General features: G+C 74.6%; 18 protein-coding genes. 15 read left to right on the top strand and 3 right to left on the bottom strand.

Annotated elements, in window-relative coordinates; genetic code table 11:
• The first annotated feature begins 93 nt into the window (after window positions 1-93).
• From K7I03_RS06405 to K7I03_RS06355, 11 genes are all read left to right on the top strand, one after another.
• Complete coding sequence (locus K7I03_RS06405; RefSeq protein WP_185944121.1) at window positions 94-1,104, top strand: sugar ABC transporter substrate-binding protein; 1,011 nt, start codon at window positions 94-96, stop codon at window positions 1,102-1,104.
• Window positions 1,101-2,141: an ABC transporter permease gene (locus K7I03_RS06400; protein WP_185944122.1), complete on the top strand. Its 1,041-nt coding sequence runs from the start codon at window positions 1,101-1,103 to the stop codon at window positions 2,139-2,141. The genes K7I03_RS06405 and K7I03_RS06400 overlap by 4 nt, the downstream gene beginning before the upstream one ends.
• Window positions 2,138-3,001, top strand: a complete 864-nt coding sequence (locus K7I03_RS06395) for an ATP-binding cassette domain-containing protein (protein ID WP_224346923.1) — start codon at window positions 2,138-2,140, stop codon at window positions 2,999-3,001. The genes K7I03_RS06400 and K7I03_RS06395 overlap by 4 nt, the downstream gene beginning before the upstream one ends.
• 238 nt (window positions 3,002-3,239) lie before the next feature.
• Window positions 3,240-4,361, top strand: a complete 1,122-nt coding sequence (locus K7I03_RS06390) for an ROK family glucokinase (protein ID WP_185944123.1) — start codon at window positions 3,240-3,242, stop codon at window positions 4,359-4,361.
• Between the two features lie 5 nt (window positions 4,362-4,366).
• Window positions 4,367-4,933, top strand: a complete 567-nt coding sequence (locus tag K7I03_RS06385; RefSeq protein WP_185944124.1) for a hypothetical protein — start codon at window positions 4,367-4,369, stop codon at window positions 4,931-4,933.
• A gap of 116 nt (window positions 4,934-5,049) precedes the next feature.
• Window positions 5,050-5,436, top strand: a complete 387-nt coding sequence (locus tag K7I03_RS06380) for a hypothetical protein (protein ID WP_185944125.1) — start codon at window positions 5,050-5,052, stop codon at window positions 5,434-5,436.
• Window positions 5,437-5,491: 55 nt separating this feature from the next.
• Window positions 5,492-6,076: a nucleotide exchange factor GrpE gene (locus K7I03_RS06375; protein ID WP_224346922.1), complete on the top strand. Its 585-nt coding sequence runs from the start codon at window positions 5,492-5,494 to the stop codon at window positions 6,074-6,076.
• Between the two features lie 58 nt (window positions 6,077-6,134).
• The gene (locus K7I03_RS06370; RefSeq protein ID WP_185944127.1) at window positions 6,135-7,676 is read left to right on the top strand and encodes an Hsp70 family protein; all 1,542 of its coding nucleotides are present in this window, start codon (window positions 6,135-6,137) and stop codon (window positions 7,674-7,676) included.
• A gap of 27 nt (window positions 7,677-7,703) precedes the next feature.
• Window positions 7,704-10,361 carry a hypothetical protein gene (locus tag K7I03_RS06365; RefSeq protein WP_185944128.1) on the top strand — a complete coding sequence of 886 codons (2,658 nt, stop codon included), beginning with the start codon at window positions 7,704-7,706 and terminating at the stop codon, window positions 10,359-10,361.
• Window positions 10,358-11,455 (top strand): TRAFAC clade GTPase domain-containing protein, encoded by a 1,098-nt coding sequence (locus K7I03_RS06360; RefSeq protein ID WP_185944129.1) that lies wholly within the window; start codon window positions 10,358-10,360, stop codon window positions 11,453-11,455. Before K7I03_RS06365 ends, K7I03_RS06360 begins: the two co-directional genes overlap by 4 nt.
• A gap of 88 nt (window positions 11,456-11,543) precedes the next feature.
• The gene (locus K7I03_RS06355) at window positions 11,544-13,796 is read left to right on the top strand and encodes a hypothetical protein (protein ID WP_185944130.1); all 2,253 of its coding nucleotides are present in this window, start codon (window positions 11,544-11,546) and stop codon (window positions 13,794-13,796) included.
• Window positions 13,797-13,800: 4 nt separating this feature from the next.
• On the opposite strand, the gene K7I03_RS06350 is transcribed toward K7I03_RS06355, so the two are convergent.
• The 3 genes from K7I03_RS06350 to K7I03_RS06340 form a co-directional block, all read right to left on the bottom strand.
• Window positions 13,801-16,398 (bottom strand): NACHT domain-containing protein, encoded by a 2,598-nt coding sequence (locus K7I03_RS06350; RefSeq protein WP_224346921.1) that lies wholly within the window; start codon window positions 16,396-16,398, stop codon window positions 13,801-13,803.
• 43 nt (window positions 16,399-16,441) lie between these two features.
• Window positions 16,442-17,290: a hypothetical protein gene (locus tag K7I03_RS06345; protein ID WP_185946233.1), complete on the bottom strand. Its 849-nt coding sequence runs from the start codon at window positions 17,288-17,290 to the stop codon at window positions 16,442-16,444.
• A gap of 255 nt (window positions 17,291-17,545) precedes the next feature.
• Window positions 17,546-20,005 (bottom strand): ArnT family glycosyltransferase, encoded by a 2,460-nt coding sequence (locus K7I03_RS06340; RefSeq protein ID WP_224346920.1) that lies wholly within the window; start codon window positions 20,003-20,005, stop codon window positions 17,546-17,548.
• A 536-nt stretch (window positions 20,006-20,541) separates the two neighbouring features.
• Here K7I03_RS06340 and K7I03_RS06335 point away from each other — a divergent pair.
• From K7I03_RS06335 to K7I03_RS06320, 4 genes are all read left to right on the top strand, one after another.
• Window positions 20,542-22,170 carry an AMP-binding protein gene (locus K7I03_RS06335; RefSeq protein WP_185946234.1) on the top strand — a complete coding sequence of 543 codons (1,629 nt, stop codon included), beginning with the start codon at window positions 20,542-20,544 and terminating at the stop codon, window positions 22,168-22,170.
• Between the two features lie 81 nt (window positions 22,171-22,251).
• Window positions 22,252-24,000, top strand: a complete 1,749-nt coding sequence (locus K7I03_RS06330; protein WP_185946235.1) for an acyl-CoA dehydrogenase family protein — start codon at window positions 22,252-22,254, stop codon at window positions 23,998-24,000.
• A complete protein-coding gene (locus K7I03_RS06325) occupies window positions 23,997-25,721 on the top strand; it encodes an acyl-CoA dehydrogenase (protein ID WP_185946236.1) in 1,725 nt (574 codons plus the stop codon). The genes K7I03_RS06330 and K7I03_RS06325 overlap by 4 nt, the downstream gene beginning before the upstream one ends.
• Before the next feature lie 69 nt (window positions 25,722-25,790).
• Complete coding sequence (locus tag K7I03_RS06320; protein WP_185946237.1) at window positions 25,791-26,069, top strand: acyl carrier protein; 279 nt, start codon at window positions 25,791-25,793, stop codon at window positions 26,067-26,069.
• The last annotated feature ends 8 nt before the right edge of the window (window positions 26,070-26,077 follow it).

Below are 26,077 nucleotides of genomic sequence, written 5' to 3'. Positions count from 1 at the left end.
GACCGTGACGGATCGTGACGGATACTTGGGCGGTCGGGCCCGCGGGACCGGGGCCCGGCCGCACCGTGACAGACAGTGGAAGGGCAAGTCCTCGTGGCAAGGGTTCGGACAGGCGTACGTGCGGTGAGCGCCGTGCTGGCAGCGGTGCTCGGCGCCACACTGGCGGGGTGCAGCAGTACGGGCGGCAAGCGCGCCGAGGAGCGGGCCGCCAAGGCCGCCCAGGGCCGCTCCGCGGTCGACACGCCCCGGTGGACCTTCGCGATGGTCACCCACTCGGGCGATGGCGACACCTTCTGGGACATCGTGCAGAGCGGTGCCAAGCAGGCGGCCGTGAAGGACAACATCAAGTTCCTCTACGCGCACGACGTGGAGGGGAACAAGCAGGCCCAGAGCGTCCAGGCGATGATCGACCAGAAGGTCGACGGCCTGATCGTCTCCCTCGCCAAGCCGGACGCCATGAAGGACGTCGTGGCCAAGGCGGAGAAGGCCGGCATCCCGGTGATCACGGTGAACTCGGGCTCGGACAAGTCCAAGGAGTTCGGCGCCCTCACCCACATCGGCCAGGACGAGGTGATCGCGGGCGAGGCCGTCGGCGAGCAGCTCAACGAGCGCGGGAAGAAGAAGGCCGTCTGCGTCCTGCACGAGCAGGGCAACGTCGGTCACGAACAGCGCTGCGAGGGTGTGAAGAAGTCCTTCAAGGGCGAGGTGGTGAACCTCTACGTCGAGGGCACCAACATGCCCAACGTCCAGTCCTCCATCGAGGCCAAGCTCCAGTCCGACAAGGACGTGGACGCCGTCGTCACGCTCGGCGCCCCCTTCGCGCCGACCGCCGTGAAGGCCGCCCAGCAGGCCGGCAGCAAGGCCGAGGTCGACACCTTCGACCTCAACGCCAAGGTCGCCGACTCCCTCAAGGACGGCTCCCTCGGCTTCGCCGTCGACCAGGACCCGTACCTCCAGGGCTACGAGGCCGTCGACCTGCTCTGGCTCTACCGCTACAACCGCGACATGCTCGGCGGCGGCCGCCCGGTCCTGACCGGCCCGCAGATCGTCACCAAGGACGACGCCAAGGTGCTGGCCGAGTACACCAAGCGGGGGACGCGATGAGCAGTACCACCGCCACCGCCCCCGAGGCGGCCCCGCGGGTCCGGAGCCTGCCGCGCCGGGTGCTCGGCCGCCCCGAGCTGGGCTCGGTCGTCGGCGCCGCCGCGGTCTTCGTCTTCTTCGCGATCGTCGCCGACTCCTTCCTGTCCGCGTCGAGCCTCTCCACCGTGCTCTACGCGTCGTCGACCATCGGCATCATGGCCGTGCCGGTGGCGCTGCTGATGATCGGCGGCGAGTTCGACCTCTCCGCCGGTGTGATGGTGACCAGCTCGGCGCTGGTCTCCTCGATGTTCAGCTACCAGATGACGGCCAACGTCTGGGTCGGCGTCGGCGTCTCGCTGCTCGTCACCCTGGCGATCGGCTTCTTCAACGGCTTCGTGCTCACCCGCACCAAACTGCCCAGCTTCATCATCACGCTCGGCACGTTCCTGATGCTCACGGGCCTCAACCTCGGCTTCACCAAGCTCATCAGCGGCACCGTCTCCACCAAGACCATCGGGGACATGGAGGGCTTCGACTCCGCCCGCGCCCTCTTCGCCTCCCACTTCACCCTCGGTGACGTGGACCTCCAGGTCACCGTCCTGTGGTGGATCGGCCTGGTCGCCGTCGCCACCTGGGTGCTGCTGCGCACCCGCGCCGGCAACTGGGTCTTCGCGGTCGGCGGCGGCGTGGACGCGGCCCGCGCGGTCGGCGTCCCGGTCCGGCGCACCAAGATCGGCCTGTACATGGCGGTCGCGTTCTGCGCCTGGGTCTCCGGCCAGCACCTGCTGATGTCCTACGACGTGGTGCAGTCCGGCGAGGGCGTCGGCAACGAGCTGCTCTACATCATCGCGGCCGTCATCGGCGGCTGCCTGATGACCGGCGGCTACGGGTCGGCCATCGGCTCGGCGGTCGGCGCGTTCATCTTCGGCATGACGAGCAAGGGCATCGTGTACGCGCAGTGGAACCCGGACTGGTTCAAGTTCTTCCTCGGCGCGATGCTGCTGCTGGCGACCCTGCTCAACGCCTGGGTCCGGAAACGCGCGGAGGCCAGCAAATGAGCGCCCTGGTCAGACTGGCCGGCGTCGGCAAGGACTACGGCAACATCCGCGCGCTGGAGGACGTCTCCCTGGAGGTCCACGCGGGCGAGATCACCTGTGTGCTGGGCGACAACGGCGCCGGCAAGTCCACCCTCATCAAGATCATCGCAGGGCTGCACCGGCACGACGCCGGCACCTTCGAGATCGAGGGCGAGGAGGTCCGGCTCGGCTCCCCCCGGGAGGCCCTGGACCGGGGCATCGCCACGGTCTACCAGGACCTCGCGGTCGTGCCCCTGATGCCGGTGTGGCGGAACTTCTTCCTGGGCTCGGAGCCGACGAAGGGCCGGGGCCCGTTCAAGCGCCTCGACGTGGCCGCCATGCGCGAGACCACCCGCACCGAACTGGCCCGGATGGGCATCGAGCTGCACGACGTCGACCAGCCCATCGGCACCCTCTCCGGCGGCCAGCGGCAGTGCGTGGCCATCGCCCGCGCCGTCCACTTCGGGGCGAAGATCCTGGTGCTGGACGAGCCGACGGCCGCGCTCGGCGTCAAGCAGTCCGGCGTCGTCCTCAAGTACGTGGCCGCCGCGCGCGACGCGGGCCTCGGTGTGGTGCTGATCACCCACAACCCGCACCACGCGTACCTGGTCGGCGACCGGTTCGTGCTGCTCAAGCGGGGTGCGATGGCCGGCAGCCACGCCAAGGCCGACATCGGCCTGGACGAGCTCACCCGGCAGATGGCGGGCGGCAGCGAGCTGGAGCAGCTCAGCCACGAGCTGGAACGGGCCCCCGCCCCGGACCTGGCGGCACACAAGGCCGACGGCGCTCCCGAGAAGCCGGGGAAGCCGGCGAGGCCGGAGAAGCCGGAAGAGGACGCCTAGCCACCCCGCGGGGCCCGGCACCGGAAGCGGTGCGGGCCCCGCCGCCCGTCGTGCGCCCACCGTCCGCCCGTTGTGCGGCGGACACCGCCGGTGAGGCACAATCGGCGACGCGGGCAGCACCCGCACCGACCGCATCCGCGAGGCCCAGGGCCTCCCGAGACCACCGCAGGGACGACGACCTCGTGCGAGCACGCCCCCGATCTGCCGCCGGAGCCCACCGAGGCGCGGAGGTGGCCCGATGAGCCTCTACCGCGAGCGGGTCCACCGGGGCTCCGCACGGGCCACCGTCCTCCGTACCACCGGATCGCGCGAACGCCGTTCCCACCTCACCGCGCCCCGGGTGCCCACGGTCGGCATCGACATCGGCGGCACCAAGGTCATGGCGGGCGTCGTGGACGCCGACGGCACGATCCTGGAGAAGGTCCGCACCGAGACGCCGGACAAGTCCAAGAGCCCCAAGGTCGTCGAGGACACCATCGTCGAGCTGGTCCTGGACCTCTCCGACCGGCACGACGTGCACGCCGTCGGCATCGGCGCGGCGGGCTGGGTGGACGCCGACCGCAACCGCGTCCTGTTCGCCCCGCACCTGTCCTGGCGCAACGAGCCGCTGCGCGACCGGCTGGCCGGCCGGCTGGCCGTGCCCGTCATGGTCGACAACGACGCCAACACCGCCGCCTGGGCCGAGTGGCGCTTCGGTGCCGGCCGGGGCGAGGACCACCTGGTGATGATCACCTTGGGCACCGGCATCGGCGGCGCGATCCTGGAGGACGGGCAGGTCAAGCGCGGCAAGTACGGCGTCGCGGGCGAGTTCGGGCATATGCAGGTCGTCCCCGGCGGCCACCGCTGCCCGTGCGGCAACCGCGGCTGCTGGGAGCAGTACAGCTCCGGCAACGCCCTCGTCCGCGAGGCCCGCGAGCTGGCCGCCGCCGAGTCCCCGGTGGCGTACGGCATCATCGACCGCGTCGGCGGCAACATCCCCGAGATCACCGGCCCGCTCATCACCGAGCTGGCCCGCAACGGCGACGCCATGTGCGTCGAGCTGCTCCAGGACATCGGCCAGTGGCTGGGCGTCGGCATCGCCAACCTCGCCGCCGCCCTCGACCCGTCCTGCTTCGTCATCGGCGGCGGCGTCAGCGCCGCCGACGACCTGCTGATCGGCCCCGCCCGGGACGCCTTCCGCCGCCATCTGACCGGCCGCGGCTACCGCCCCGAGGCCCGCATCGTCCGCGCCCAGCTCGGCCCCGAGGCCGGCATGGTCGGCGCCGCCGACCTCGCCCGGCTGGTCGCCCGCCGCTTCCGGCGCGCCAACCGGCGCCGCGTCGAACGGTACGAGCGCTACGCGCGGGCCGGCCGCGGGTGATCACCATGGAGCACACGGACCGCCAGGAGGCCGCGGAGACGCCCGGGGACACCCCGGGCGGCCCCCGCCCGCGCCGCTGGCTCAAGCCGCTGGTCGTCTTCCTGCTCATCGCCATCCCGGCCGGTTACCTCTACATCTCCGCGCTGCAGAGCCGGAACGGCAACGGCGACAAGCAGGAGGAGCACACCATCACCGGCCTGGAGGAGGGCTGGCCCTCCCGGCTCCAGCGGCGGATCTACGAGGTGACGGTCCCGGCGGACGCCGAGGACGTCGCGCACTACGAGACCAACTCCTGGAAGTCCAGCTCCCTCTTCCTCCAGTTCACCACCACCCGCGACAAGTTCGGCCAGTGGCTGAACGACCACGGGATGAAGCCCTCCGAGCTGGAGGAGGGCGACGTGACCATCGACGAGGACGAGGCGGACACCGTCGGCTGGAAGTTCACCGGCAAGCACCACTGGGCGGGCACGGTCCGCGAGGAGGACAAGCCCAAGCCCAACATCGAGGTCACGGCGAACCTCGACGACCCGCGCTACCCGCGGGTGTTCGTCGTCTCGACGACGAGTCCCTGACGGTCCGTTCCGCCGCTCCGGGGGGTTTCCTTCGGCAAACCCGGGTCCCGGCGGCCCCACCGGTTCTAGGCTCGGCCCATGGCCCGAGCGGCGGGCCGTGGTGGAGGACGGACCTCATGGATCAGATAGCACCCGAACTGCTGATGACCCTGGCCGGCGGGGCCGCCGGCGCGGCGGGGAGGCAGGCGTGGGAGACCCTGCGGAGCCTGGTCGTACGGCGGCGGCCGGGCGGGGAGCCGGAGGAGGACGGCGAGCTGACCGCCTTGGCCGAGGCGCCGGACGACGCGGCGCGGGCCGCCGAGCTGGCCGAGGCGCTGGCCCTCCGGGCCCGGCAGGACCCCGCGTTCGCGCAGGCCCTCGCGGACTGGCGGCGGCAGGCCGAGGCCCTGGAGGGCACCACCCGGACCGGCTCGGGCAACGTGCACAACTCCGTCTCCGGGGGCACGCAGAACACCGTCATCCAGGCCCGGGACGTGAGCGGCGGCATCCGCCCGGGCAGTTAGGAGGCGGCCCGGCTTCGGCTGACGCGCGACACCCCCAGGGGCTACGGTGAGCGACGTGTCGGAACAAATCGAACTCTGTTCGCTCGCAGCCGAGTTCACCGAGGCCCTCGCCCGCCAGCAGCGGCTCGCCGAGCGCCGTGAGGCCATCGTGACCAGGCTGCACGACGAGGTCGAGCGGCTGCGCCAGGGCGAGGTGGAGGCGGCGCTCGACCTCGTGCGCCACTCCCTCATCCGGCTTCACGACCAGATCCTCCGCCAGGCCGAGCACGTCACCGGCCCGCTCGGCGTCGACGAACTGCGGGCCCTGCTGACCGCGCTGGCCGACGAGGCGGCGGACACCGTGGCCAGAACCGGCGTCGAGCGGTACGTCCCCCGGCCCGGCGAGGCGTTCGACCGGACGCTGCAACGGCCGGTGGGCCGCGTCGCCGCCGCGTCGCCCGAGGCGGAACGGACGGTGGCGCGCGTCGTGGCGGCCGGGTTCGTGCAGGGGGAGCGGGTCGTGCGCAAGGCCGACGTCGTGGTGTCCCGGTGGGAACCGGACGCCCCGCCGAACGCCTCTTCCCCGGCGGCCACTTCCACCCCGGCGTCCCCTTCTTCCCCGGAGGACACGGGGGACACGACGACGCACCAGGACAACTGACGGACAACGGACGGGACGGGCCCGAACGCGGGCGTCCCGGTGGCGGGAGAGAGACCCTATGGCCGTGTACGGCATCGACCTCGGGACCACCTACTCCTGCGTCGCACGGATCGACGACGTCGGCAGACCGGCCGTGCTGCGCAACATCGAGGGGGCGGACACCACCCCGTCCGTCGTCTATTTCGAGAGCGCCGACAGCGTCGTCGTCGGGCAGAGCGCCAAGGACGCCACCGTCCTCGACCCCGAGCACGTCGTCCAGCTCGTCAAGCGGGACATGGGCGAGACGGTGCCGCGCGAGTTCCACGGCCGCGCCTACACACCGGAGGAGATCTCCGCCCGCATCCTCCGCAAGCTCGTCGACGACGCGAAGGCGGCCACCGGCGAGGAGGCGCACGACGTGGTGATCAGCGTGCCCGCGTACTTCGGGCTCGCGGAGCGGGACGCCACCCGCAAGGCCGGTGAGATCGCCGGGCTGCGCGTCCTGGACGTGGTGGCCGAGCCCATCGCGGCCGCGCTCGACTACGGCGCCCTGGAGGGCGCCGAGGAGCACGGGGACCGGGCCATCCTCGTGTACGACCTGGGCGGCGGCACCTTCGACACCACCGTGCTCACCCTGCGCGGCCGCGAACTGACCGTGCTCTGCACGGACGGCGCCAAGGAACTGGGCGGCAGCGACTTCGACGACCGCGTCGTGGCGCACCTGGCGGACCGTTTCCGCGAGCGCTTCCCGGACGCCGACGACCCGCTGTCCGACCCCCAGTCCGAGACGCAGCTCCGCAAAGACGCCGAGGAGGCGAAGAAAGCGCTCTCCTTCCGCGAGCGCTACACCGTGCGCGTCATGCACCAGGGCAGGGTCGAGGCGGTGGAGCTGACCCGGGGGCTGGTCGAGGAGCTGACCCGCGATCTGCTCGACCGCACCGTCGACATCACCCGCCGGACCGTCGAACTGGCCGCGGAACGCGGGGTGACGTCCTTCGACGAGGTGCTGCTCGTCGGCGGCGCCACCAAGATGCCCGCCGTCGCCGCCGCCCTGCGCGCCCAGTTCGGCTTCGAGCCGAGGCTGCACAACCCCGACCTCGCGGTGGCCCGCGGCGCCGCGCTCTACGCCCTCGACCGGGCGGAGGAAGCGCCCGGCGCGGAGGAGACCGGCCTCGCCCACCGCCCCTACGAGATCTCCACCGTCGCCTCGCGCGGCTACGGCATCAAGGTCACGGACATCGACACCGGCCGCGAGTCGGTCACCCACCTCGTGCACGCCAACGACGTCCTGCCGGCGTCGGTGACCGACGACTTCTACACCCTCCGCGACGACCAGCGGCGGGTCCGTATCGAGGTGATGGAGCAGGCGGGCGCGGTGGAGTCGGACGAGCCGGCGCACAACACCGCCGTCGCCGAGGGGACGTTGAAGATCCCGCCGGGCAAACCGAAGCGCTGGCCCTTCCAGTGCGTCTTCACCCTCGACACCTCCGGGCTGCTCAGCGTCGTCGCCACCGAGCGGGAGACCGGCGAGCGGATCGAGATCTCCGTGCGGATCGGGGGCCTGTCGCAGGAGGCGGTCGACGAGGCGCGGGTCGCGATGAGCCGCCAGCGGATCGGCTGAGCGCGGCGGGGCGCGGGGAGGCCGTTCGTGGGGTTCGACGAGGCACGCTACCGGCGCGAGGTGCTCGACGCCGGGCTGCCCGTGACCGAGGACCTCCGCGCGCGCTACCAACTGCCGCATGACCTGGGCGCGGACGCGGTCGCCGAGGCGGTCGCGGCGGTCCGCGCCTGCTGGCGCCGGAGCCGGGCCCGGCTCCGGTACCGCCCGGTGGTCGAGCAGCTGGAGGCCGGGTACCTGGCCCACCGGCCGCTGTTCGACGCGGCCGCCGCCGGCGACCCCGGCCCCCTGCGGGCCGCCCTCCGGGAGCACGGCCGGCGCGCCGCGTCCGAACGGGCCCGGCTGCGCGCCGCCTTGGAGGAGGCCGCGGGCGGGCTCGGCCTGCTCGCCGACAGCACCGTCGCACACCTCGCCGTCGCCCACCGGGTGCCCGAGGACGAGGTGCGGGTGACCCTGGCCGCCCTCGGGCTGCGGACCGCCGAACCGGAACCGCTGCCGCCGTCGGCGCCGCACCCCGCGTACGCGCGCTGCGCCGGCCACCTGGAGGTGCTCGGGCTGCGCCACCTCGCCGACTTCCTCGCGACGGGCACCCCCGGCGGCCGCACCGACCGGCCCGTACGCGTCTTCGGCGCACCCCCCGCCGACCCGGCGGCCGTCGAGGCGGCGGCCCGCCGCTGGGGCCGGCTGCCGCACGGCGCCGCGCACACGGCGGCCCAGGCCGTGATCGCCGCCGTCCGCGGCGTGCTGGCCGAGCGGGGCCCGGAGGGGCTCGCGCGGATCCTCCTCCACGAACTGGCGGTGCCGCTGCGGACGCGCCGCGCCGCCCGCGCGACTCCGGCCACGCTCCTCGCCCACGCGGTGGGGGAGTTGTCCGTCGCCGAGGACGACGCGCGGCGCCTGGTGTTCGCGGTGCTGCACGAGCCGGCCGGGGACCCGGTGGCGGACCGGCTGCGCCGCCTGGCCGCCGACGGGCGGCTCGCCGAGGCGGCGGCCGTGGCGGACCGGCTGCCGCCGGACGCGCTCCCCGAGGACGTCCGCGCCCTGGCCGAGCGCGTGCGCGGGAAGCTCGCCGACGCCCGCGCCGTCCTCGACCAGGCGCGCCGGCTGCCGCCGGAAGAGGCGGACCGGGCCTGGGACCTGCTGGAACAGGCCGAGGTCGCCGTACGCGACCTGCCCGGGACCGACGCCCTCCGCCGCGGCCTCGCCGTGCGGCCGGTGTCGGAGCTCACCGCGACCCGGGAGGGCGCGGGCGTCGCGCTCCGGTGGCGGCCCTCGCCGTCCACGGCCGGCGAGCCCGAGTACGTCCTGCTGCGCACCGAGCGGCGCGCGCCGCGCGACGCCGCCGACGGCACGGTGCTGCCGCTGCCCTCGCCGCGGGCCACGTCGGCGGTGGACGGCGCGCCCCCGCCCTGCGTCCCGCTGTACTACGCGGTCGCCGTCCGCCGGGCCGCCGAACCGGCGGGCGCCTTCTCGCCGCTCGCGGTGACCGGCCCCCTCGCGCACTGGCCGGAGGTCACCGGCGTCCGCGTGGAGTCCGGGGACGGCCGGATCGCCGCGTCGTGGACGTGCCCGGACCTCGCCCGGTCCGTCGAGGCCGTCCGCACCCCGCCCGACGGCGGGGAGGAGACGCGCGTCGCCGCCCGCCGCGACGGCTTCACGGACGGCGGCCTCACCAACGGCACGGCGTACGGCTACCGCGTCAGCGCCGTCTACCGCACCGACCACGGAACGACCGTGCGCACGCCCGGCGTCCGGCTCACCGCCACACCGCTCCCGCCGCCCGAACCGGTCACCGCCCTGGACGTCCGCCCGCCGGACGGCCACCCCGGCGGCCGGCTCCTGGCGCGCCTGGACCCGCCGGCCGCCGGGGAGGTACGGCTGTACGGCCTCGACAGCGTCCCCCCGTGGCCGGCCGGCACCCGGCTGCGCGCGGACGAGCTCCCCGGGGCGCCGATCGAGGCCCGGCCCGCGCCCGGCGGGCTGGTGTTCGCGCCGCCGGACCGGCCCACCGTGGTCCTCGCGGTGACGGTCGCCGGCGACCACGCCGTCGTCGGCGCCCACACCGCCACCGGCGGCCCCGCGCTCGGCACCCCCACGCTCGTCCGGCACGGCGGCGCGGACCTGGTCGTCGTCTTCGACTGGCCGCCGGACGGCGGCGACGAGGCCGAGGTCGCCTGGCGGACCCCGGGCGGGACGGCGGGACAGCGGCGTACCGTCACCCGCGCCGCCTACCGGCGGGAGGCGGGCGTACGGCTGCCGGTCGCGTCCGGCGCCGGGCTGGAGGTCGAGGTACGGGCGGTCGCCCGGCTCGGCGGACGCCCCGTGTACGGCCGGCCGAGCACGGCGGTGCTGCCGGCGCGCACCGAGGCCGGCTACCGGCTGGAGCGGCACGGCCTGCCCGGACGCCGCACGGTCACCGCCGTGTTCACCGCCCGCGCCACCGTACGCGCCGAACGCCTGCTGCTGGTGCGGTCTTTCGGCCCGGTCTGGCCGCTCGAACCCGCCGACGGGGACGTCCTCGCGGAAGCCGCCGACGTGACGCTCGGCCCCGGGAAGGACGTGCGGCTGTCGGCGCGCCTCACCCGCGGCCCGGGCGGCCGGCTGCGCTGCTTCGCCGTCGGCGCCGCGCTCGTGCTGCGCGACCCGCCGCAGCACACCCTCGCCGTCACCCGGAGGGAGCGGGGGTGAGAACGCCGTGGCGGCGCCGCACCCGGGTGTGCCCGCACTGTTTCCGGACCCTCACGCGCGAGCGGATCACCTACGTCTGCGCGGGCCGCCCCGCCTGCCCCGACGACCGGGCCCTGGCGTCCGCCGACCCCCGGGCCGGCTCCGCGGTGTGCGGCACCTGCGGCCGCACCACCACCCGGCTGCGCTGCACCGCGTGCGACGGGCGGCTGCCGGAAGGCTATCTGCGCACCCCCGGCAGACTGGTCGCGCTCGTCGGACCGGCCGGCTCCGGCAAGAGCACCTACACCGGTGTCCTGACGCACGAACTGCTGCACCACCTCGGCGCCGAACTCGACGCCGCGCTGCTCCCCTGCGACGACACCACGATCCTCGACTACCGCGAACGGTACGCACGGCACCTGTACGAGGAGGGGCGCACCGTCCCCAAGACCGCCGGGCACGACGCCGGCCGGCCCCTCGTCCACCGCCTCGGCCGCACCCGCCGGGGCCGCTTCGGACGGCAGCGGGAGCGGGTGCTGACCCTGGTCCTCCTCGACACCGCCGGCGAGCACTTCGCCTCGCGGGAGCGCATGGAGACCGAACTGCGCTACCTCGCCGCGGCCGACGCCGTCATCGTCCTCGTCGATCCGCGGGACCTGCCCGGAGCGCCGGTGCAGGGCGGCGACGGGGTGCCGGGCCGGTCGGGCGAGGTGCTCGCCCGGGTCCTGGCCCACCTGGGCGGCGGCGGGAAGGTGACCGTGCCGGTGGCGGTCGCCCTCACCAAGGCCGACCTCCTGTGGCCGCACCTCCCGGAGCACTCCCCGCTGCACCGCGCCCGCCGTCCCGGACCCGTCTTCGACGCCGACGACCGGGCCGCCGTCCACGCCGAACTGCGCGCCCTGCTGCGGCGCTGGCAGGAGTACCAACTCGACGCGCGACTGGCCCGGTTCTGCGCCGACTACCAGCTCTTCGCGGTGTCCATGCTCGGTGCCGCGCCCCGGCGGGACGGCACGCTCGGGCTCGGCGGCGTCGTCCGCCCGCACCGGGTCGAGGACCCCCTGATGTGGCTGCTGCACCGCTTCGGCGCCCTCGACCGGGCATGGAAACGGAGGTGACGCGCGTGGCAGGACGAGCGCACCACACCTCCGCCCCGCCCCCGGCCGGCGCGCGGCGGCCGCCCCGGCGCCGGGGGAGGGGCGAGCCGTGACGAACCCCGTGGTGCTGCTCCTGGTGATCGTCCTCCTGGTCGTCCTGGTCGTCGGTCACGGCGTCTGCGTCACCCTCCCCAGACTGGTGTGGGCCCAATGGCGCACCGTATGGCGGGCGTTCGGCCGGGCGGCGCCCGTTCCGCCCGATCCGCGCGGTGAACCGGCCGTCCCCTCCTACCTTGCCGTCACCGCCTCCCGTGACCTGCGCGCGACCTGGTGGGACGGGCTGGAACAGCACGAACGGCTGATGGGCGACGCCGAGCGGTTCACGGCCGAGCGGGTCGGCGGCGCGTTCCGCCGGCCGGGGCAGGGCGGGTCCGGCGGGGCGGGCTGCCTGATGGTCTTCCTGCGCCCGGTCTCCCTGCTCACGGGCGTCGGCGTCGTGCTGACCGCGACCGCGGTCACCCTCCTTCCGCTGCTGTCCGCGCTGACGCTGTGGGCGCTGTGCCGCGCCCTGTGGAGCCTGTGGTGGGCGGCGGGCGCGGCGGTCGCCCGGGCGGAGCGCGCGCTGCGCCGCGGACGGGCGCCGTGCCCGTACGCGGACTGCGGGCGCGTCGTCGACCGCCCGGTCCGGGTGTGCCCGAAGTGCCGTGCCCGCCACCGGCGGCTGGTGCCGGGCCGGTACGGCGTCTTCCTGCGCCGCTGCCGCTGTGGTGCCCGGCTGCCCGCCGTCCTGCGCGTCCACCGCCTGGAGGCGCGCTGTCCGCACTGCCGGAAGGCGCTGCCGCCCGGGTACGAACGGGCGCGCGTCGTGGTGCTCGTCGGCGGCCCGGCCGCGCGGCGCGCGGGGGTGCACCGGCAGGGGCTGGCCGACCTGGGCGTCCCGCCCGGCACCGCACCGCCGCTCGTACGGACGGCCGGGACGCCCGTCCTGTGGTACGACCCGTCCGGTGACGCCTACGGCAGCCAGGAGTCGGCGGCCGCGCTGGCGGACGTCCTGCGCCGGGCCCGCGGACTGCTGCTGGCCGTGGACGACCCCGCCGCGCACGGCGACGCCGTGCGCGCCGTCACCCGGGTCCTGCACGTCCTCCTCGCCCTGCCCCCGCGCTCCCGCCCGCGCCGCCTCGCGCTGCTGTACAGCCGGGCCGTACGCGGCGACGACACCGCCGTGCGCCGGCGGTTGGAGGAGGCCGGTGGCGGCCATCTGCTGCGCGCGCTGGACGGGACGGGCCTCCCGGTCCGCTGCGTTCCGGCCGGACCGCTCGGGGGGACGGTGCGGTGGCTGGCCGGTGCGGCCGACACCGCGGGGGCCGCCGTGAGCATGGCGCCCCCGCCCGCGCGCCCGCCGGCGCACACCACGTACCGCTACCCCCGGCACCGCGTCCCCCGCCACACCCTCCTCCTCGCCCATCTAGCCGGATACGTGGCCGTCCCCCTCGTCCTGACGCTCCTGGAGACGAGCGCGCTGCCGCCGTCCTCCTTCGGGGGCCTGCCGCAGCGGTACGCCAAGTGGCGCCATCCGCTGACCGGCACCGTCCACCAGATCGACCTGGCCGCGGCCGCCACCTACGACTGGCCGAGGCTCAGGGCGAGTTACGCGGCGCCCGGACACCCGCCGTCCGCGGCCCTGCCGGGCCACGCGGGCTACTGGTCGGTCGACGGGTCCCCGCGCAAGGGCGGCTGGCTGCGGGTGGACTTCGGGATGCCGCTGCCGCTGGACGAGGTGTCGGTGGACTTCGATCCGGACAGCGTCCCGGCGTTCACGGAGCCGGCCGACGTGGAGGGGCAGGTCGGCGCCCGTACGGTCGTGTTCCCGGATAAGCGTTCACGCAGCGAGAAGTCGGGCCCCGTCCTCACGAAGACGTACGGCTACGACATCACGGTCCCGGAGGCCGTGGACTCCGTCCGCGTCGGTCTGGGTTCCCTTTTCGACAAGAGCGGCAAGGAGGCGCGGCGGCTCCGCCTGCGCGAGTTCCACCTCCGCTGGTCGAGCTCCGACGCCCTGCGCCTGCGCCCGGCGGACGGCGGGCGGCTCGCCGTGGAGAACACCACCACACGCGACCTCGCCGTCACCGTACGCCCGCCCCTGCTGCCCACGGGCTGGCACGCCACCCCGGTCGGCCGCCCGCCCCGGATCCTGCGGGCCCACGCCGCGTACGAGGCGCGCTGGCGGATCACGGCCCCGGACGGGACCACGCGTCGCGCGCCCGTCGCCTACGCCGTCGACATCACCGAGGACGGCCGTACCGTGACGGCACGCCGCCTGGCCCTCCTCACGGCCGCCCTGAAGGCCGAGCCGCTGGCCTGAACGCTCACCGGCCACCGGACGGCGGGGTCCACCGGGGCCCGGCGAAGTCGGCGAGAGCCGAGGCGAGCCCGGGATCCACGCCCGGTGCGGGGCCGGTCGACAGGACGAAGTACCAGCCCCCGCCCATGCGGGAGCGCCGGGGCGGATGCGGGGCGTCGGGGAGGAGCCGGACCTGGAGGGCGTGGAAGCGCGCGTCCCGGCCCCGGACGATCGCTCGGCGCACGGTGATCTCCTCGATGTGCCGCCACTGGTAGGAGCGCCGTCTCCGCCCGAACAGCGAGGTGACGCCGTCGCGGGTCAGCTCCAGCTCCAGCCGCCGCCGTGGCCTGAGGAACCCCACCGCGGTGACCACGGCACCGAGGAAGGGCCAGAAGGCGAGGGACACCCAGCCGACCGGTTCGTGCCACTGCCCTGACACGCCCACGCGAACGGTGGTCAGGCCCATGATGGCGCCGACCGCGGTCCAGTGGGCCAGTGGCAGGCTCCGCGACCGGCCGTGGAGGCGGTAGCGGTCCGCCGTGCGCTCCGCCGTGAAGTCGCCGGGGCGCGACAGCCTGGGCAGGCGGAACGGCCCGGGGCCGGACGCGTCCGGCCCCGGGCCGTTCCGCCCCGCCAGGTGCTCCTGGAGCCGGCGGTTGCGGAAGCGGTAGGTGCCGCCCGACAGCTGCAACAGGCCCGCCGTGCGCGCGTCCCGGAGGAACGCCATCAGCGACCAGGGCACCCGGCCCGCCACCGCGAGGGAACACTTGGCCAGCAGCCAGCGGCTCCACGGACTGAGCAGCACCAGCATGGCCGAGGCGCCCGCCCAGCCGCCGGCCACCGCCCCCCAGTCGTCCCCGCCGTCGAGCCAGAAGAACGAACTGGTGCCCGCCCCCATCAGCGGGGCCGCCAGGGTCACCGTCGTGACGAGCGCACTCTGTTCACCGCGCAGGAGTTCGTCCGGAGTGGCCGCGTCCACGGTGTCCGCGGGAGCCGCGTACACGATCATCAGCAGGGCTGGGAGCACGAACCCGACGGACAGGACGACGAGTTCGGCGTCCCGCGTCACGGAGTAGAGGGCGAGGAGGAGGACGACGAGGACCGGACCGCCGGAGAGCGCCGCGAGACGGACCAGCGGGCCCACGCGCGCGTGCCGGTCGAGGGAGCGCAGGGCCCGGACGAAGAGCAGCGGATTGGCGCTGCGCCGGGGTTCGGCCAGGCGCTGGCCGAACCAGGAGGCGGTCACCGCCCGGGCCACGGCCGCGGAGAGGACCCCGAAGGCGATGGTGCCCGTCGTGTGGAGATCCCCCAGGGGCGAGGGTTCCGCCAGGCCGGACACGCCCGCCTTGACGGCGAAGGACAGCAGGATGCCGGTCACCAGCAGCGCCGGCAGGGCCAGCAGCCGGGGCAGCGGCGCCAAGTGCAGCCGCCACCAGGCCAGTTCCGACTCGCCGCGCCGGTCCAGCAGCCGCGCCAGGTACGAGAGCCAGGCGCGGGCCCGTTCGGCGTCCCAGGCGCGGGGCGCGTGCAGCCGGGCGGGGTGCGCGGGCACCGGCGGGAACGCGGCGGGCACGATCCGGTCGAGCAGGTGCGCCTCGACGGCGTCCCGGGTCGGGAACCGCTCGCGGTCCGCCAACTCCCCCGGATCGGCCGGGCCCTTCCCGTACGTCCGGCGCACCAGCCACACCATCAGGGGACTGGTCAGCGCCCAGGCGGCGGGCGCGACGGGATCGCCCCGGAGGGTCTTCAGCAGCGGTGCCCAGGCGGCGGCGCGGGCCGGGGGCCGGGCCTTGCGCAGGTACTCCGCCACCTCGCCGGGGCGCAGCGGCAGCGACTCGATCACCGTGGCGTGCCGCAGCCCCTTGCCGTCCCGGTCGAGGCGGGCGTACTCGGCCGTGCGGGAGACCAGCACCGCGTCGCCCGCGCCGCCGAGGCCGGTGTTGAGCGCGTCGAGGACCTCGGCGCGGCGGTGCTCGGGCAGTTCGTCGAGGCCGTCGAGGACGGGCAGCACCCGGCGTTCGAGGACGAGCCGGCGGGCCGGGTGGACGCCGTCCACGGGCGGCAGGCCGGGGTGGTCCCGGCGCAGCCGGTCGGTCAGCCACTCGGAGAGCGACTGCCGCCGGGTGTCCCAGGACTCCAGCGACAGCATGAGCGGGACCGGCACGTCGTCCTCGCCCTGGGTGAGCCGGCGGGCGAGGAGTTCGAGGGTGAGCAGGACGGAGAGCACGGTCTTGCCGGAGCCGGCGGTGCCCAGGACGACCAGCCGCCGCCGGGGCCGGAGCCCGAGGAAGGTCCCGGCGATGGTGTCGGTCCCGGAGCCCGCGGGCAGGTGTTCCCCGGCGGAGGTCACGCGCCGGCTGGGCGTCCAGCGCACGGGCAGGGGCTCGGGGTCCGTCATGTCCCAGGCGTCGGCCTCGGCCCGCCACCGGTGGAGGAGGCTGCGGGCCAGTCTTCGCTCGGCCGCGGCGAGCGGGGCGTCGTCGTCGGGCGGCGGGTGCTCCACGTTCAGGGTCAGGTTGAGGTCGCCCTGGAGGATCCCGATCTGGATCAGGTACTCGGCCGTGCAGTCGATCGCGGTGTTGGTGATGTCCGGCCTGCCGCCGGAGTCCGTCCGCCTCACCATGTCCGTCCGCCCCCGTCGTCGCGCTGTCCGTTGAGGCGAAGCCTCAGGGTTTCCCCGGCTCTCCGTGGAGGCGTACCGTGCTGACGATCTTCATGACCGTCGGGTCCGGCAGCTCGTCCCGCACGCCCGTGGCGCCGTAGAGGATCCAAGCGACGTATCCGCCCGCGGAGTTCTTGAACGCGAAGGCGATGGCCTTGCCGTCGGTCGAGCATCTGTTCTTCCGGGGCGCGTTCTCGGACCGGGCCCGGGCGATGCTGCCCTTGAGACCGGACCTGGTGGTGTACGGCTTGGCCGTCTTGTCGGAGATGATGCTCTTCTTGTCCGGCTGTGTGTAGCCGCCGTACACCCACACGGCAGCCGAGTTCACGGCGGCGTGGCCGGTGTCCTCGGCCCCCTTGGCGCCCTTGGTGCCGGCCCCCGCCAGTTCGGTGCTCACCACGCGCCCGTTCGCGTCGATGTCGGGCACGCACCAGTCTTCCCGGAGCGATGCGAAGCCGCTGACGACGCTGACGAAGTCGCCCAAGGCGGCCGGTCCGTCGGTGTCGCGCTCGCCGTCCAGGAAGCCGTACTGCAAGGACGGAGGCTTGACGTCCCACTCCGGCGGCACATCGAAAGCGGTGCCGAACTCGGGGTCGACGACGACCTTCCAGCCCGGAATGACGGGCCGTTCGGCCGCACCGGCGCGGGGGCCGGTGCTCGCGGACGCCGAGGCCGACGCCGACGCCGACGCGGTCGGGCCGGGCGAAGGGCCCGCCGGCGCCGCCGCGTTCCCGCCACCGTCCAGCAGCAGGGAGGCGGTGACGCCGACGGTGACGGTCACGGTCGCGACGGCGGCTACCGCGACGGCCTTCGCCCGGTTTCCGGAGCCCACGGACGGTTCTCCTGACGGCATGGCCAGGAGGATAGCGCCTGGCCTTCCGGAGGACGCCGGCCCGTCGGCGGGCCGGTGCGACGGCGTCGACACGGCGAACCGGGCGGTCCGGTGCGGGGGTTGCCATGCCGCTCCCGGAGCCCGCCGCCTCCCCGGCGATGCCGGAACCGGTATCGCGGCGACCTCGGCCGACCCGCGGCGCGGCACTGGTCCCCGCCGGGACGTCCGGCGGGGCCCGGGGCCTTCCCCTTCAGGTACGGGGAAACGCGGACCGCGTCACGACGCGCCGCAGCGGTAGAGCCTGGACGGGCCGAAGAGACCCGCCGTCGCCCGCTCCTCGGCCGCGTCCACCCCGTAACTCGCGGGCGGGACCGCCGCGCAGTGGCCCTTCACCCAGTCGCGGATCTCCGGGCGGCCGCCCATGCCCGCGATCTTGACGGTGTCGGGACCGGAGAGCAGGACGAAGCGTACGTCGCCGTCTTGGACCAGGCCCCGGAAGCCGCGCAGGGTGGGCTGCGGGGCCGAGCCGCTGAACCCGCCCAGCGGGAGCACGCGGTCGCCGGTGGCCAGGATGAAGGGCGTCCGCCAGCCGTCGGTGACCAGGGGGTAGTCGGCGCCCTCCTGGTGCGCCTTGACGTAGGCGTACAGCTTCTTCTCGCTGCTCGTGAGGGTCGCGGTGGCGTTCAGCAGCGTTCCGCCCGGAGGCAGGTCCCGGTCGGGGGATCCGTCGCGCGCGGAGGAACCGCCGGGGGCCGGGGGGCCGCCGGGGGTCGCGGGACCACCGGGGGGTTTGGGGCCACCGGGGGGTGTGGTGCCGTCGGCGGGCGGCGGGCCCGCGGGGGGCGGCGCGGGCAGGGAGGCCAGCCTCTCCTGCAGCATCTCCGCCTCCGCGAGGATCTCCGACGGGCCGGCGGTCGCGTCGAAGGCACTGCCCCCGTACCGGCGGTCGAGGACGGACGCCGACCAGGCGACCGGTGCGGCCACCGCGCCGGCGAGGCCGATGGCGGCGCCGCAGAGCAGCAGCCGGGTCCGGGTGCGGTCCCCGAGCCGTGCCACGGCCATCGTCACGACTCCCAGCGCGCAGACCGCCGCGACCAGCCAGCGCAGCCACGGCAGGAAACCGCTGTGGTTCGAGGCCAGGTGCCAGCTCCAGGCCGCCTCCGCCGCCACCGCGGCCGGCAGGGCCCAGGCGCGCGGTCCGCCCTTGCGGTAGGCCCGCCACATGAGGGTGATGCCGCAGGCCGCCAGCGCGGCGAGCGGTGGGGCCAGCGTGGCCATGTACGCGGTGTGGGGGATGTCGTCCATCTTGCTGAAGACCAGCCCGACCGTGACCAGCCAGGTGCCCCACAGCAGCAGGCCGCCGCGCAGCCGGTCGGTGCGCGGGGCCCGGCGGCGCCACCACAGCCCGAGCGCCAGTCCCAGGACGGCGAACGGGTACAGCCAGCCGATCTGGGGGGCGAGCGGCTTGGTGAACAGCTTCAGCCAGGGGCTGGTCGCGCTGTCCGCGCCCGGCGGGCCCGGAGGGGCGGGCGGGGCGGGAGGAGCCCCCGGCTTGCCCGCTCCGGGTGCGCCGGGGGCACCGGCCGCAGGAGGAGCGGCGGGCGCGCCGGGCGCGCCGGGCGCGCCGGGCCCACCGGCCGTACCGGGCGCACCCGGTGCGGGCGCCGGGCCGGTGCCGGGGCGAGGCGCCCCGGCCGGGGCGGCCGGAGGAGCGGGAGCGGCCGAAGCTGCCGGAGGCGCAGCCGGGGCAGCAGGAGGGGCCGGAGGCGCCGGAGGGGCGGGAGCCGCCCCACCGGGCCCGCCCGCCGGTGCCGCGCCCGGCGGACGGGAGCCGAAGCTCGGCGCCGATCCCGGGACGTCGATGCCGAACCGCTCCAGCCCGTTGTAGCCGAACACCATGGCGAAGGCACTGTTGTTGGTGCTCCCGTCCACGTACGGGCGGTGCTTGGCCGGGACGACGGTCATCATCAGCACCCACGACAGCGAGACGGCCAGGCAGATGGCGCCGGCGACGGCCGTGTGCGCGACGCGGCGGCGCAATTCCACAGGTGCGGCGACGAGATAGCCGACGGCGAGGGCCGGCAGCACCAGCCAAGACTGCAGCATCTTCGCCTGGAAGCCCAGCCCGATCCAGATGCCGGCGAAGACCAGTGACCGCAACCGTGCGTCCAGCAGCGCCCGTTGGAAGCAGTCGGCCGCCAGCACGAGGCACAGGGTGAGCGCACCGTCCTCCATGGAGTGCCCGAACATGGAGGCCAGGACCGGGGTGAAGGCGAAGAGGGCGGCTGCGCACAGGCCCGTCAGCGGGCCCACCCAGCGGCGTACGACGCGGTACATCACCAGGACGGAGACGACGCCGGCCACGCACTGGGGCAGCGCGACGGCCCAGGCGTGGAAGCCGAAGAGCTTCACGGAGAGCGCCTGTGGGACGAAGGCGCCGGGGATTTTGTCCGTGGTGATGGTGGCCGCCGGGTCCAGCGCGCCGAACAGCAGTGCCTTCCAGCTGACGGACATGCTCTTGACGGCGTTCGAGTAGTAGAGCGTGAAGCCTGAAGAGGAAACGTTCCAGCCGTAGAGGATCGCGGCCAGTGCCGCGACGGCCAGCAAAGCGGGTCTGGCCCACCACGGTTGTCGTTCCGGAGAGCGCCAGAACATCCAGGGCCGGCGTTTGCCCGGTGGGGACTCGTGCGTGCCGCCCGCGGCGTTCCTGCGCTCGGCGGTGGGTATGGCGAACAAGGTGTGCCTTTCTTGCATGGGGAGTTGAGGCGCCGCAGTGTCGGCGTCGGCGCGGTGAACGAACGGATAAGGCGGGCCCGCAGGGCTGCCACGCGCGGAATTCTCCCCGGGCGGGCTGCCGCTGGCCGAACGGACGGGTCGCGCGGACATCTTGCCGCCACTTTCCCCGAGGTGCGGTGAATGGTCCGGGTCGTTCGGGACCTGCCTCCCGAGCGGACGCGACTTGCGCTCCGTCACATCGTCGCACCGCGCGTCGACATGGGTGGAGGAGCGTTCCGCGAGGACCGCCGGGAGGCGAATTCCCCCGCGGGAGAGATGTTGATCAAGTTTGCCGGATATCTGTATCCTCTCCGGGTTTGTGCGTCAAGACGGTGCTCGTCGCCGTGATTGATCCCATGCTTGTAAGTGGTGAGGGGGGCGTGTCCCCGGTGATAGGTTTCAGAGCCGGGGAGAGGGTCGCGTTGCGCGTGCAGATGGTTTGACGACTACTCAGTTACACGCGATCCGCAGTTCTCGTTACGGGGGGATCAACCAGCATGTCCGAAACTTTGTCAGGTCTCTTGGAAGACCGCGCCCGGACCTTTCCGGACCAGCGGATCCGGTTCGCGGAAGAGGGCCGCGAGCTGTCTCTGGCGGAGCTTCTCGAAGAGGGCCGGGAGACCGCCCGCGCCCTTGCCGGAATCGGCGTGCGGAGCGGCGATCTGGTCGCCTTCGTCCTGCCCAACGGCAGCGGGTTCCTCCGTGTGATGCTCGGCGCCCAGTACCTGGGTGCCGTACCGGTGCCGCTGGCCCTGCCGTTCGGCGGGGTCGACGAATACCTTGAGCACGTCGCCGGCGTGGTCGCCGACGGCGGTGTTCGGCACGTCGTGGTGGACCTCTCCGCCGCACGGGTGCGGGAACGGCTGGCGGCGGCGCTGCCCGGGGTCTCCGTCGTGGACCTCGGGAGCCTCGCGGCGGGGGAGGGCGCCCTCCCGGCGCACACCCGCGACGGGAACGGCATCGCCTTCATCCAGTACACATCGGGGAGCACGTCGGCCCCGAAGGGCGTGGTCCTCACCGACGCCAACATCGTCGCCGGGCTGAGGGCCATCACCACCCCGGCCGCTGTCGGGCCCGGCGACCGCTGGGGCCTGTGGCTGCCGCTCTTCCACGACATGGGCATCTTCAGCCTGCTCGCCGCACTGTCGGTCGGCGCCGACGTCGTCCTGTGGCAGCCCCGGACCTTTGTGCGCAAGCCGCTCGACTGGCTCGCCCGTTTCGCCGAGGCCGGCTGCACCCTCTGCTCCGCACCCAACTTCTTCTTCGACATGCTGGTCGCCGCCCGGCGCGCCCTGCGGGACGAGCGGCTGGCGCCGGACGCCGGGCCGGACTTGTCCCGCTGGCGCCTGACCTTCAACGGCGCCGAGCCGGTGAACGCCGGGACCGTCGAGGACTTCTGCGCGGAGTTCGCCGCCGCCGGCTTCCGGCGCGAGGCGATGTACCCCGTGTACGGCATGGCCGAGGCGACCCTCGCCGTGACCTTCCCCCCGCTGGGGCGCGAGCCCGTGGTCTACGGCGCCGACCGCCGGCAGCTCGTGGAGCACGGCCGCGCGGTCCCGGCGACGGACCCGGCCGAGACCCGGACCCTGGTCGGCGTGGGCCGGCCGGTCCCCGGCGTGCGGGTGCGGATCGCCGCGGACGGCGCCCCCGCGCCCGAGGGGACGGTCGGCGAGATCGAGATCAGCGGCCCGCCCGTGACGCACGGCTACTACCGCCGGGAGACGGGCGAGGAGCGCACCGCGGACGGCTGGTTCCGCACCGGCGACCTCGGCTTCCTCGCCGACGGCGAGCTGTACATCGTCGGCCGGGTGAAGGACATGGTCATCGTGGGCGGGGTGAACTACCACGCCGAGGACGTCGAGGCCGTCGTCCGGGACCACCCGGGCATCTACCGCAAGCGGTGTGTCGCCGTCCTCGGTCCCGACGAGACGATGGCGGTCGTCGCCGAGACGTCCCTGGAGGGGGACGCCGAGCGGGCCGCCCTGGTGGAGGAGCTGGAGGCGCACGTCCGGGCCCGCACCGGGCTGCCGGCCGTCCGCGTGCACCTGGTCGCGCCCCGCTGCCTCCCGCAGACCAGCAGCGGCAAGTTCCAGCGCCGCAAGGTGCGTTCGTCGCTCCCCGCGTGAGCAGGAGCCGTCGGGCCGCCGGGAGCCGGCGGCCCGACGGGCCATGCCCTGTCCGACGGGATCTCGAAGGGAAAGCAGGACGTGCCATCTCAGTCTGCCGTGGCGCTGGAGCGTGCCGTGCGCGCGGCCGAAGCCGACGGCGGCCCGCTGTCGGCGGCCGCGCTCGCCGGCTCCGACCGTGCCGAAACGTTTCCTGAGCCGGCCTGCGCGCTGCTGGACGCCGCGGGCCTGGCGCACCACTACGTCCCCGTGGCGCACGGCGGCGAACTCCGCGGCTACGACGAGCTGATCGGCCTGGTGCGCACGGTGGCCCGGCGGGACCTCACCGTCGCCATCGCCCACGGGAAGACCTTCCTGGGCACCGCACCGGTCTGGGTCGCGGGCACGGCGGAGCAGGCCGCGCGGCTCGGCGAGGACGTCCGGCGGGGTGCCGTGGTCTCGTGGGGCCTCACCGAGCGCGACCACGGGAGCGACCTGCTGGCCGGCGAGGCGGCAGCCGTCCGCGACGGCGCCGACTGGCTGCTCGACGGCGAGAAGTGGCTGATCAACAACGCCACGCGGGGCACGCGGATCTGCGTCCTGGCCCGGACTGACCCGGCCGGCGGACCGCGCGGGTTCAGCCTCTTCCTGGTGGACAAGCGCCGGCTGCCGGAGTCCGCTTCCACCGCGCTGCCGAAGATCCGGACGCACGGCATCCGCGGCGCCGACATCAGCGGCATCGCCTTCCACGGGGCCCGGATCCCCGGATCCGCCCTCGTCGGGGCCGAGGGCACCGGTATGGAGACCGTCCTGAAGGCCCTCCAGCTCACCCGCACCGTCTGCGTCGGGCTCTCCCTGGGCGCCGCCGACCACGCCCTCCGGCTCACCGCCCGGTTCGCCCGCGACCGTCGGCTGTACGGCGGCCGGCTCGCGGACCTGCCGCAGGCGCGGCGCCTCCTGGGCGAGGCGTCCGCCGCGGTGCTCGTCGCCGAGGCGGCCGCCCTGGTGGCGGGCCGCAGCGTCACCGCGCTCACCGACGAGATGAGCGTGGTCTCCGCGGTCGCCAAGGCGTGCGTGCCCACCCTGGTCCAGGACGCGATCGCCCAGCTCGGTGAACTCATGGGCCTGCGCGGCTATCTGACGGAGCATCACGAGGAAGGGGCGTTCGCCAGGCTCGACCGCGACCACCGGCTGGTGTCGATCTTCGACGGCAGCACCGCCGTCAACCGCAACGCCCTGATCGACCAGTTCCCGCGGCTCGCCCGCGGCTACGGCAAGCGGTGGTGGAACGAGGCCGGCGTGGCCGAGGCCACGACCCTGACCGCACCCTCGGGCGCGTTCCGGCCGGAACGGCTCCGCCTGCTGTCCGGCGCCGGCGGCAGCCTGGTGCAAAGCCTCCCGGACGCGGTCGCCCGACTGGACGCGCTGGCCGCCACCGGCGCGGTCCCGGCCCGCCTCGCCCGGCTGGCCGGCGACCTGGGTGCCGCCACGGCCGCGCTGCACGAGGAACTGGCCGCACAGCCGCGGCACCCGCGCGACGTCCCGGCCGGCTCCTTCGACCTCGCCGAACGGTACGAACTGTGCTTCGCGGGCGCCGCGAGCCTGTGGCTGTGGCTCAACAACCGGCCGGACGACGCACGGTTCCGGACACCGGACCGGCCCGACCACACCTGGCTCCAGGCGTGCCTCGTCACCGTACTGACCCGGCTCGGCGCCCCCGTCGGCGAAGAGGACCGGTCGGCCCACGACCGGCTGGCCGCACTGCTCGTCGAAGGGGAACCGGACCCCGCCCACCCGCCGATCAGCGTCGACATGATGACGAGCGCCGGCATGATGAGGAGCACGTCATGAGCGACGGCCGCAGAACCGGCGGAACCGCCGGCGCGACACCCGGCGTCGACGCCCTGGAAGCGCTGCTGGGCGACCCGCTGGACCCGGACAATCCGCTCCGCTTCTCCCGGATCCTCGAGGCGGACGAGCGCGGGGAACCGTTCCTCCCCGGCGAACAGGCCCTCGACACCTACGGGTTGAACGCCGAGTTCGTACCGGCCGCGTACGGGGGACGGCTCACCCGGCTCGACGACCTCGTCGAGACCATGCGCGCGGTCTACCGGCGCGACCCCGCCCTGGGCCTGGGGTACGGCGTCAGCTCCTTCCTGGCCGCCGTCAACATCTGGACCGCGGGCAGCGCGCGGCAGTGCGCGGAGGCCGCCGGGCTGCTCCTGGGCAACGGCCGGATCGCCGTCGCCTACCACGAGCTGGACCACGGCAACGACATCACCGGAATGAGCTTCGAGGCCACCGAGGCCCCCGAGGGGTACCTCCTCCGCGGCAGGAAGGAAGTCGTCGCCAACATCCGGCGGGCCGAGGCCATGGTGCTGCTGGCCCGCACGGACCCGCGCCCCGGCGGCCGCAGCCACTCCCAGCTGTTCGTCGACGCGGCCGCCCTCCCGGCCGACCGCCACCTCCCGCGCTTCCCCACCGCGGGCATGCGCGGCGTCCGGCTCGGCGGCATCGAGCTGCTCGGCTGCCCCGTGCCCACTGACAGCGTCCTCGGCACGCCGGGCCAGGGCCTGGAGACGGCCCTGAAGTCCTTCCAGATCACCCGGACGACCGTCGTCGCCATGTTCACCGGCGTCCTCGACACCGGCCTGCGCACCACCCTCCGGCACGTCCGCGGCCGGAGGCTCTACGGGCGGACCGCCGCCGACCTCCCCCTGGTCCGCTCCGTGCTCGCCGGCGCCTACACCGACCTGCTGCTCTGCGAGGCGTTCGCCGCGGTCGCCATCCGCGCCCTGCACCTCACACCGGCCGAGGCGGGCGTCTACGCGCAGGCGGTGAAGTACTTCGTCGCCAAGACGCTGATGGACGCGATGCACCGCCTCTCCACCGTCCTCGGCGCCCACTTCTACCTGCGCGACGGCGACAGCGCGATCTTCCAGAAGCTGCTGCGGGACATCCAGCCCGCCGGATTCGGCCACGCCGCCCGCGCGATCTGCCAGATGGCCATCGTCCAGCAACTGCCGCTGCTCGCCCGCCGCTCGTGGAACCGGGGCGAACCCGCCCCGGACGACCTCTTCCGGCTCGACGGACCCCTGCCGCCCGTTCCCTTCGACCGCCTGCGCGTCTTCGCCGGCGGCCGCGAACGCCTCAGCTCCACCGTGACCGCCGCACCGGCCGGCGCCGGGGACGCAGAGGACGCCGACGTCGCCCGGCTGACCGCCCACTTCGCCGGCGAACTGCGCGCGCTCACCGACACCTGCGCCGGTCTGCCGCCCTCCGAACTGACCACCGCGGCCGCACCCCGGACGTACGCCCTCGCCGACCGCTACGTGCGGGTGCTCGTCGCCGCCGCCTGCCTCGGCATCCGGCGGCACAACCCGGCCGACCCGCTGCTGGGCGACCCGCGCTGGCTCCAGGCGGCACTCACCCGGCTCGCGGCCCGGCCCGGCGCCACCCCCCGCGCCCTGCCCGACCACCTGGAGCGGTGGCTCTTCGCCGAGCTGACCGCACGCTTCGAGTCCGGCCGGAGCTTCGGCCTCACCGGACGCCGCCTCCCCGACGGCCGCTGACCGGCGCCCCGCTCACGGCCGCCCACCCGCACCCGCCACCCGTACCGAACCCACCCCCGAGGAGAGACCGTGCAGCCTGCTGCCTCCGAAACGACCGCGGTGTCCGCCGAGTCCCTGACCGCCTGGCTGATCGAGCGGATTGCCGAACACGTGCGGATGCCCGCCGCGGACATCAGCCCCGACCGGCCGATGACCGGCTACGGCCTCAGCTCCCTCTACGCGCTGACCCTGGCGAGCGAGATCGAGGACCACCTCGACATCACCGTGGACGACACGATCATGTGGGACAACCCCACCGTCGCCTCCCTCGTCGACGCCCTCCTCAAGGAGATCGCCACGTCCTCCTGACCCCGCCC

The sequence above is a fragment of the Streptomyces mobaraensis genome (genome assembly GCF_020099395.1).
GTDB lineage: Bacteria > Actinomycetota > Actinomycetes > Streptomycetales > Streptomycetaceae > Streptomyces.
This window is presented reverse-complemented; position numbering and strand designations above follow the sequence as displayed.